General features: G+C 67.5%; 6 protein-coding genes and 1 pseudogene. 1 reads left to right on the top strand and 6 read right to left on the bottom strand.

The genetic code is table 11. From position 1 onward, the window contains the following. The 6 genes and pseudogenes from HZB86_04500 to had all read right to left on the bottom strand — a co-directional run. Positions 1-683: thiolase family protein (locus HZB86_04500; protein ID MBI5904796.1), on the bottom strand; the 683-nt coding region annotated here is incomplete at its 3' end. A gap of 368 nt (positions 684-1,051) precedes the next feature. Beyond that, a pseudogene (locus HZB86_04495) lies at positions 1,052-3,025 on the bottom strand (acetate--CoA ligase family protein). A gap of 1 nt (position 3,026) precedes the next feature. After that, positions 3,027-4,274: a 2-hydroxyacyl-CoA dehydratase gene (locus HZB86_04490; GenBank protein MBI5904795.1), complete on the bottom strand. Its 1,248-nt coding sequence runs from the start codon at positions 4,272-4,274 to the stop codon at positions 3,027-3,029. After that, the gene (locus tag HZB86_04485; protein MBI5904794.1) at positions 4,267-5,064 is read right to left on the bottom strand and encodes an ATPase; all 798 of its coding nucleotides are present in this window, start codon (positions 5,062-5,064) and stop codon (positions 4,267-4,269) included. Before HZB86_04485 ends, HZB86_04490 begins: the two co-directional genes overlap by 8 nt. Positions 5,065-5,086: 22 nt before the next feature. Continuing rightward, positions 5,087-5,857 (bottom strand): cyclohexa-1,5-dienecarbonyl-CoA hydratase, encoded by a 771-nt coding sequence (locus HZB86_04480; GenBank protein MBI5904793.1) that lies wholly within the window; start codon positions 5,855-5,857, stop codon positions 5,087-5,089. Next, entirely contained in the window at positions 5,854-6,924 is a 1,071-nt protein-coding gene (gene had, locus HZB86_04475; GenBank protein ID MBI5904792.1) for a 6-hydroxycyclohex-1-ene-1-carbonyl-CoA dehydrogenase, read from the bottom strand. The genes HZB86_04480 and had overlap by 4 nt, the downstream gene beginning before the upstream one ends. Positions 6,925-7,184: 260 nt before the next feature. Here had and HZB86_04470 point away from each other — a divergent pair, with 260 nt between their 5' ends. After that, positions 7,185-8,225, top strand: a complete 1,041-nt coding sequence (locus HZB86_04470; GenBank protein MBI5904791.1) for a 6-phosphofructokinase — start codon at positions 7,185-7,187, stop codon at positions 8,223-8,225. Positions 8,226-8,741: the final 516 nt, after the last annotated feature.

Raw genomic sequence — 8,741 nt, 5'->3', positions numbered from 1 at the left:
TTCGTGCTCGGGAAGACCCCCTCGTCCGCTTCCACGGTGACCGTCTTCTTCTTCGAGAGCGCCACCTCGACCGGGAACATGTACCGCTTCTGGAACGCGCGGCCGTCGGCCAGCGCCGCCTGGTACTGCTCCTGCCGCCGCAGGGTGACCGCGTCGCACTGCTCGCGGGTCACGCCGTGCTCCTTGCTCACGTTCTCGGCGGTCTGGATCATCGCGCCGCCGGCCCACGGGTCCTTGCCGAAGTTGTCCATCACCCAGTCCTCGGCGATCACCTGCCCGCCGGGACCGCTGGGGTTGGGCCAGGTCGCGTGCGGCCCGTTGGAGCACCGGTCGGCCAGAAGGACCCAGGAGTTTCCGAACATCCCGGTCTCCACGCCCATCCCCGCCTGGTGGATGGCGAACGCGGAAGTGGAGCACGCCTGGCTCACCAGCACTCCGGGAACCCCCGCCGCGCCCATCATCCCGGCCGCCCACGGGCCGCTGTAAAACCACTGCTTCTGGTAGACGGTGGAGCCGACGATCACGTACTCGATCGCCTTCGGATCCCACTTTTTCGACTCGAAGAACCGCTTCGAGGTGGCGGCGCCGAGCACGATCGAGTTCTCGTTGGCCAGCGTCCCCTGCCAGCGGACGAACGGGGTGCTGTAGTAGCCGCGGTACGGGATGTACGCTTTCGTCAGCATCGGCAATCCTCCTGTCGGCAACTCCTTCGCCGGAGTCGTATGGTAATCGTCATCAACTGATCCCTCGTTCCGGAGGATGAGCTACTTCGCAGGGGGGCTCCCCGTTCGTGCCCCCCGTTTCTGCTACAGCGGGGGTACCCCAGCGGCGCGAAGCTCGTATTGGGGCATGCGCCGCCAGGCTCCCCGTCTCCGAACAGCGAACGTGGCCCTCGGTCCTCTCCCCGACCTCCGGCCAGCCGTCTCGCCTGAATCACATCCTCACAGTCAAAAGCGCGGGTTCTCCGCCGGTTCCGCGCTGGCCGCTCCGCTCAGGGGACCCCCCTGCTCCGTACGCTCATCGGTGTGCGCCCTCCGCACCGTACGGAGATTCAGATCCGGATCCGGCCGTCGACGGCGTAGACGGCGTTCTCGAACGCCATGATCGGGTTCAGGTCCATCTCGCGGATCTCCGGGAGGTCGGCGAGGAGCTGGGAGACGCGCAGGATCAGGTCGACGACCTTCTCCTTGTCGACCCCCTTCGCGCCGCGGACGCCGTCGAGGAGCGCCTTCGCCTGGATGGAGGCGAGCATCTCCCGCGCCTCGACCCTCGTGACCGGCGCGATCTTGAACGCCACGTCCTTCAGGACCTCGACGTAGATCCCGCCCAGCCCGAACATGACGAGGTGGCCGAGTCCCCGCTCGGCGCTGGCGCCGACGATCAGCTCGCGGCCGCCGGGGAGGAACTTCTGGACGAGGAAGCGGAGCTTCCCGAATTTCCCGAGGCGCGCCTGCATTCCCTCCACCGTCCGGCGCACCGCGGCGGCGTCCGGAAGGTTCACCGCCACCCCGCCCATGTCGCTCTTGTGGTCGATCGCTTCCGAGTCGACCTTCACGACCGCCGGGTACCCGATGGCGTCCGCGGCGGCGACGGCGGCGGCGGAATCATCGACGACCTTCCACCCGGCCACGGGGATCCCGTACGCGCCGAAGATCGTGTAGACGTCGGTCGCGGAGAGGACGTTGCGTCCGTCCCTGCGCGCCCGCTCCACCACGGCCCTCGCCCGGGCGGCGTCCACGCCGTCGATCGTCTCGGGTTTGCCGATGTCGCGGTTCCTCAGGCGGCCGAAACGGACCAGGGCGCAAAGCGCGTTCGCCGCGTCGCTCGGGTTGGCGTAGCAGGGGACCCCGCCTTCGACCAGGATCCGCTCCGTCACGCGGAACCGTTCCTGGGTGAGGTCGGTCATGAAGTTGCGATCTCCCGCGCGACCGCGTGCGTGTCGGTGAACGGGGCGGTGACGAAGTTGATGAAGATGCTGTCGACCGCCTCCTCGTCGAGGAGCACGTCCAGCGCGGCGCGGAAGTGCGGGCCGCCCGCGGTGGCCACCACGTCGACCGGGTTCTCGATCGCCGCCTCCGGGAGCATCGTCTCCTTGAGCCGGGCGATCGACCTGCCCGACAGCTTCGGCACGTCGAGGCCGGACGCCACGAGGACGTCCGTGGCGATGACGGCCGGACCGCCGGTGTTCGTGAGGACCCCCACCCGGTTCCCCGCGGGGATCGGCTGGGAGGCGAACGCCTTGGCCGCCCGCACCATCTCCCCCTCGTCGGTGAACGACAGGATCCCGGTCTTCCCGAAGATCAGCTCGGTGGCGATGTCCACACCGGCCAGCGACCCGGTGTGGGAGGAGGCCGCCTTCGCCCCCTGCTCCGTGCGCCCCGCCTTCATCGCCAGCACCGGCTTCTTCGCCGCCACCACCCGCGCCGTCTCGAGGAACTCCTTCGGGTCGGCGAACCCCTCCGTGTAGAGGACGATCGCCCGGGTCTCCGGGTCGTCCCCCCAGTACCGGAGGATCTCGGAGATGGAGATGTCGCACGCGTTCCCGTTGGAGGCGTACATCCGCATCCCGATCCCCAGGTCGAACAGCGCCTGCATGATCACCGCGCCCACGCCGCCGGAAAGCGCCACGACGGAGACGTGCCCCGGCGCGGGGTAGGTGAAGGTGAAGTTGCAGTACGCCTTCAGCGCGGGGTCGGTGTTGATGATCCCCTGGCAGTTGGGGCCGAACACCCGCACGCCGTGCTTCTTCGCGTTGGCGAGGAACGCCTCCTGCAGCTTCCTCCCCTCCTCGCCCATCTCGCTGAAGCCCGCGGAGTTGATGACGACCGCCTTGATCCCCTTCTTCCCGCAATCCTCGATCGTCTGCGGGACGAATTTCGCGGGGATGATCACGTGGGCCAGGGTAGATCGCCCCCTTGTAGCCGTACTCCTGGAGGTTCTTGATGATGACGTTGCCGATCGACAGCTCCTTGGTCGATGCGCCGACGATCGCCACGCCCCTGGGCTTGAAGAGAGCGTCCAGCATGTCACTTCCCCTCCGCGATCTGTTCGATGAACGCTTCCACGTTCGTCTTCGTCTGCTCGTCCGAGACGCACCGCAGGTCGTTCAGGTCCCCGGAGATCACCAGGCTCGGGACTCCGGTGGCCTCCTCGACCCGCTGGGGGAGCCCGTACCGGCTGTTCGAGTTGTAGGGGCACGTCTTGGCGTCGTGGTAGACGATCCCGTCGATCCGGAACTTGTCCAGCATCCCCTGGATGTACTTCTCCTTGTACCGGTCGGACCGGACGATGAACAGCTCGAGGTACGCCTTCGCCATGCTCCGGAACGGGTCGTTCCCGTCGAAGGAGGGGAAGATCCAGCTGCTGCAGTAGGTGGAGGCGATGACGTTCGATTTGAGCCCCGCGAACAGCTCCGAGTGCTGCCGCAGCCGCCCCCACACCGGCATCCCTTCCCAGTAGATGCGCGACGACTCCTCGTCCACCGCGCCCACGCCGTCGCGGATCCGCTGTTCGAGCTCCGCGAGGAGGACCTTGTAGTAGTCGATCGCCAGTTGCGTCCCCCGGAGGACCACCGCCGGCCCCATGTGGATGGTGCCGTCGAAGAACGTGAGCGGCGCGGGGGCCGCGGTCGCCGTCTCCAGCACCTTCTTCCACAGCTCGGTGCACTCCCGGGAGAGCGACACCGTCTCCCGCAGGCGGTCCATGTCGAGCTTCGCTCCCGAGATCTCCTCCAGGGCGGGGACCAGCGCCTGGATCTGCCGGGTGACGTCGTCGATGTGCGCGTCGGTCACGTCGTTCACGTTCTTCGGGGAGGTGACGCCGATCGCGGGGACCCCCAGCCGGGCGGAGTACCAGGCGAACCAGTCCTGGACGTCGCGGCACTGGTTGGTGTTGTAGACGAGTACGTCGGGCTTGGGCACCGACTCGATCCCCTTGTACGCCTTCGAGAGGGGGGTCACCCCCTTCAGGAAGGAGCCGATGTCGGCGGTGAGATACGAGCAGATGTCCGGGGAGTACCCGATCGCGTTCGCCTCCGGGATCATGTCGGTGGACATGCGGGTGGCGCCGAGCATCGCGCCGTGGTTCTCCGGGAAGTGGACCGCGAACCCCATCGCACGGAGCAGCTCCGCCGGCCCCACGCTGGTGCACCAGGCGACCTTCCGCCTGCCGGTGGTCGCCGCCTCGTTCAGGTCGTAGAAGTAGTCGGCCATGATCCGGTTCATCATGTCCCCGGCCTGGATCTTCTTCCGCACGATCTTCTTCTCCTCAGCCATTCGCGTCTCCCTCCTCTTCTTCCATCGCGTAGAAGGCCGCGCCGATCGCCCCCGCGAGCTGCGGGAACTCCGAGAGCAGGACCGGGCGGCCGATCATCTCCTCCGTCATCTCCACGATGTACGGGTTGTGCGCGACGACCCCGCCGGTCATGACGACGCGCTCCGTCGTGGAGTCCATCTCGAGCACCCGCTTGACGACCGAGTAGAAGATTCCCCGGACGATGTCGGTCACCTTCTTGCCGTGGCGGATGTTCTCCAGCACCTCCGTGGCGGAAAAAACGGTGCAGTAGCTTCCCAGCTTCACCATCTCGGTGGATCGCCGCGCCAGCCCGTCCATCTCCTCGATCGGGATGTCGAGGCGCAGCGCCATCTCCTCGAGGAAGGCGCCGGTCCCGGCCGCGCACTTCCGGTTCATCTTGAAGCCGCTCCGCCGCCCCGCGGCGTCCAGCTTGATGATCTTGTTGTCCTGGCCCCCGATGTCGATGATGGTGATCGCCTCGGGGTAGAAGTTCCGTCCCCAGTTGGCGAGGCAGCCGATCTCGGTCCGGTTCCGCCCGCCGGTCACGAAATCGACGTTGGCTCGGCCGTAGCCGGTCGACACCGCGTTGACGATCCCTTTCCGGTCCGCGCCCGCCATTCCGAGCGACGCGTCGAGGCACTCGGCGGCGGTCCGGGAGAAATCGGTCCCCGATTTGCGGACCGCGTGCCCCAGGAGCCGCCGGTCGCCGTCGATCACGGCGACCTTCGTGCGCGACGACCCGATGTCGATGCCGACGAACACCGGTTTCATCGAAGGTCGAACGCCTCCGCACTCATGAATCGGACCACCGGGCGGGACGCTTCGCGAGGAACGCGGTGAGCCCCTCCACCGCGTCGGGTGTGGACATGAGCTCCCCGAGGTACAGCTTCTCCACCGCGTCGATCTTCGCGGTGACCCGCTCGATGAAGCCGATTCGCGCCGCGCGCACGGCGAATCGCAGGGAGCTGGCCGACAAAGGGGCGATGTTCCTGTCGAAATATTCGACCGCCGCCGCTTCCGGGTCGTCGGCCACGCTGTCCACCAGCCCCATGCGGAACGCCTCCTCGGCGCCGACGCTGCGCCCGGAGAAGAGGAGGTCCTCGGCGCGCGCCTGCCCGATCCGCTCCGGCAGCAGGCACGACGCGGCCGGGGCGAACACGGCCAGCTTGATCTCCGGCTGCCCCATCTTCGCGTCGGGGGCGGCGAAGATCCGGTGCCCGGCGGAGACGACTTCGAGGCCGCCGCCCAGGCACTGCCCCCGCACCGCGGAAAGGATGGGGACCGGGCTTCCGATCATCCGGCGGACCAGGGCGTGCAGGCTTGCGAGCATCGCGGCGCAGGAGTGCGGCAGATGCTCCTCGACGCTGGCGCCGAAACTGAAATGGGGCCCCTCCGCGGAGAGGATCACCGCCCGGAGACGGGGTGCGGAAAGATGTTCGTCGAAGGCGGCGGACAGCGCCCCGATCATGGCGGCGTCCACGATGTTGGCCTTCGGACGGGAAAGCCGCAGGCGCAGCAGCGCGCCGTCCTTCTCCAGCCACACCTTCAGGGGGCCGTCGCTCATCGGGGAACCAGGATCGCGCGCCGCGACAGCTTGCGGTCGTGGGCGGCGGCGAACACGTCGTTGATGGCGGAGAGCGGGTGCCGCTCGACGAACGGCGCCAGAGGGACCTTGGCCGAAAGCACCAGGTCGAGCGCCGCGGGGTAGAGCTCGGTCAGGCACCCCCAGTTCCCGAGCGCCCGGGCGTGGAACGCCATGAGGTTGGAGAGTCGCAGCTCCACCTTGTCCATGGTGAAGCCGACCACCGAGAGCGTGGCCCCGTGGTTCAGGAGCCCGAACGCCGTGTCCTGTCCCTTTGCGGTTCCCGAGCATTCGAAGATCTTCCAGCAGGTGGCGGGGTGCCCGTTCTTCTTTGCGAATTCCTGGATCGCCTTCTTCAGGTCGCGCCCCTGCACCTCGCGCACGTTGACGGTCAGCGCCGCCCCGTGCGCCGCCATCGCGTCGAGCTTCGCCGGGTCGACGTCGAGCGCGACCACGGTGGCGCCGAGCGCCCGCGCGACCTGCACCGCGTACCCGCCGACCCCGCCGACACCCACCACGACCGCGAAGTCGCCCGGCCCCACACCGGCCTGCACCGCGGCCTGGTACGGCGTTGTCACGGCGTCGGCCACGACCGAGACGTCGGCAAGCGAAAGTCCCGCCGACGCGAGCCGCACCCCGTCCACCGGGCAGAGGCCCCGCGCCGGCACCTTGATGTGGGTGGCGAACCCTCCCTGGATGTCGTTCCCCGGCATCCGCTGCATCCGGCAAATGGTGCCGTGGCCGGACGCGCACAGCTCGCACGCGCCGCAAGGGATCACCGAGGGGACGATCACCGCCTTCCCCTTCCACGACTCGGCCCCTCCGCCCGCGGCGACGACCGTCCCGCTGATCTCGTGACCCAGCGTCAGCGGCAACGCGTGGTTGGTGCGGACGCCGTCGTAGTAGAAGCCGAGGTCCGTGTGGCACACGCCGCACCCGGCCACTTCGACCACCACTTCGCCATCGGCGGGCGGGAACGGGTCGAATTCGACTCTTTCCATGGGTTGCCCCGCGGCGGTCATCCACCACCGGTGCGGTGCTTCGGCCATCGTTTCCCCCCCCTGTTTTTCCTGGAATCGGATCCGGTTGGAACGAAAAAAACAGTCATTTTATCAAGCGTATGGCCGGTTACTGCCGATTCGGCTTACGAGGCATTATTAGTAAATCAGTACCACAATGCTTTTTGCCTGTCAACGAATTATTGACACGTCGTTTGGGGGCGCCCCAAATGCCTTGCGCCAAGGGGTGATTCGGCCCGGTTCTGCTATACTGTCCGGAAATTCAAAACCTAGGAAAGTAGGGAAGGACGATGAAGATAGGGGTGCTGACCGGCGGGGGGGACTGCCCCGGCCTCAACGCCGTGATCCGGGCGGTGGTCCGGAAATCCGACGTGGAAAGCTCGCGGGTCGTCGGCCTGCGAAACGGATGGAAGGGTCTGCTGGAGCTCTCCACGATGGACCTCGACGGAAAAATGGTGTCCGGCATCCTCCACGTCGGCGGGACGATCATCGGGACCTCCCGGACCAACCCGTTCAAGGATGCGTCGGGGCCGGAAAAAGCGCTGAAAAATTTCAGGATATTGGGGCTGGACGCGCTCATCGCGATCGGCGGCGAGGACACCCTCGGCGCGGCCGCCAAACTGTACGCCATGGGGCTCCCCGTGGTCGGGGTGCCGAAGACCATCGACAACGACCTGTACGGGACCGACTTCACCTTCGGGTTCGACACGGCGGTCTCGATCGCCACCGACGCCATCGACCGGATCCACACCACCGCCGAGTCCCACAACCGGGTGATGGTGGTGGAGGTCATGGGGCGGCACGCGGGATGGATCGCCACCTTTGCCGGGATCGCCGGCGGCGCCGACGTCATCCTGGTCCCCGAGATCCCGATCGACCTGGACGAGGTGTGCGACCTGATCCTGCGGCGGCACAGCCGCGGGAAGTCGTTCTCGATCGTCGTGGTGGCCGAGGGGGCGCAGTTCGTCGAGAAGCCGGGGGCGGGGGGCGATCTCGTGGTGCAGGAGGCGCAGAAGGACGAGTTCGGACACGTCCGGCTGGGCGGGATCTCCCAGGTTCTCTCGAAGGCGATCGAGAAGCGGACGAAGTACGAGACGCTGTTCGTCGTGCTGGGGCACATCCAGCGGGGCGGCTCGCCCACGGCGCACGACCGGGTGCTCGCCACCCGGTTCGGGGTGTTCGCCACCGAGATGGTCCACCGGGGCGAATACGGGAAGATGGCGGCGCTGCAGGGGAACCGGATCGTCGCGATCCCGCTCGCCGAGGCCACCTCCCGGCTCAAGACCGTCGACATGGACATCTACGGCATCGCGAAGGAGTTCTTCGGATAACCCGGCTGCGAAGCGTATTTTCTGTCCCCAATGGGGCTACTCCGTAAGGGGCGCCCCGCTCGGTACTGCTCCCTCGCTGGTGGTGCTTCGTTCCTCGCGGGGGGCTTCCTCTCGGGGACGTTCGCGATCTTCGCCCGCTCACTGCGGATTCCGCTCGACGCAATTTCTGCCTCGCTCCATACGCCCCCTGCGAGGAACCCCCCGCTGCGTCACTCCGCCTGCAGCATATCGGGAGCGTACGGAGCAGGGGGGTCCCCTGAGCGGAGCCGCCAGCGCGGAACCGGCGGAGAACCCGCTATGTTGGGGATGAGGATCTGGATCGGGGCGAGACGGTGGGCCGAAAGGCGAGGAGGGGACCGCGGGCCATGTTCGCTGTTCGGAGACGGGGAGCCTGGCGGCGCATGCGAACGGGGAGCCCCCCTGCGGAGTAGCGACCGTTACCGGCCCCGCAGGTAGGGGGCGAAGATTTCGCGGAACTTCCGGCAGTCGTGGAACCGCAGGTACGGCATCACCTGC

This window comes from Deltaproteobacteria bacterium, assembly GCA_016234845.1.
Taxonomy (GTDB): Bacteria; Desulfobacterota; Deferrimicrobia; order Deferrimicrobiales; family Deferrimicrobiaceae; genus JACRNP01.
The sequence above is the reverse complement of the archived record's forward strand: the minus strand, read 5'-3'. Positions and strand labels throughout refer to the sequence as shown.

Bases quoted from the DNA above. Each gene is read 5' to 3' on its own strand.
- HZB86_04490 (MBI5904795.1), bottom strand. From the start codon at position 4,274: ATGGCTGAGGAGAAGAAGATCGTGCGGAAGAAGATCCAGGCCGGGGAC.
- HZB86_04485 (MBI5904794.1), bottom strand. From the start codon at position 5,064: ATGAAACCGGTGTTCGTCGGCATCGACATCGGGTCGTCGCGCACGAAG.
- HZB86_04480 (MBI5904793.1), bottom strand. From the start codon at position 5,857: ATGAGCGACGGCCCCCTGAAGGTGTGGCTGGAGAAGGACGGCGCGCTG.
- had (MBI5904792.1), bottom strand. From the start codon at position 6,924: ATGGCCGAAGCACCGCACCGGTGGTGGATGACCGCCGCGGGGCAACCC.
- HZB86_04470 (MBI5904791.1), top strand. From the start codon at position 7,185: ATGAAGATAGGGGTGCTGACCGGCGGGGGGGACTGCCCCGGCCTCAAC.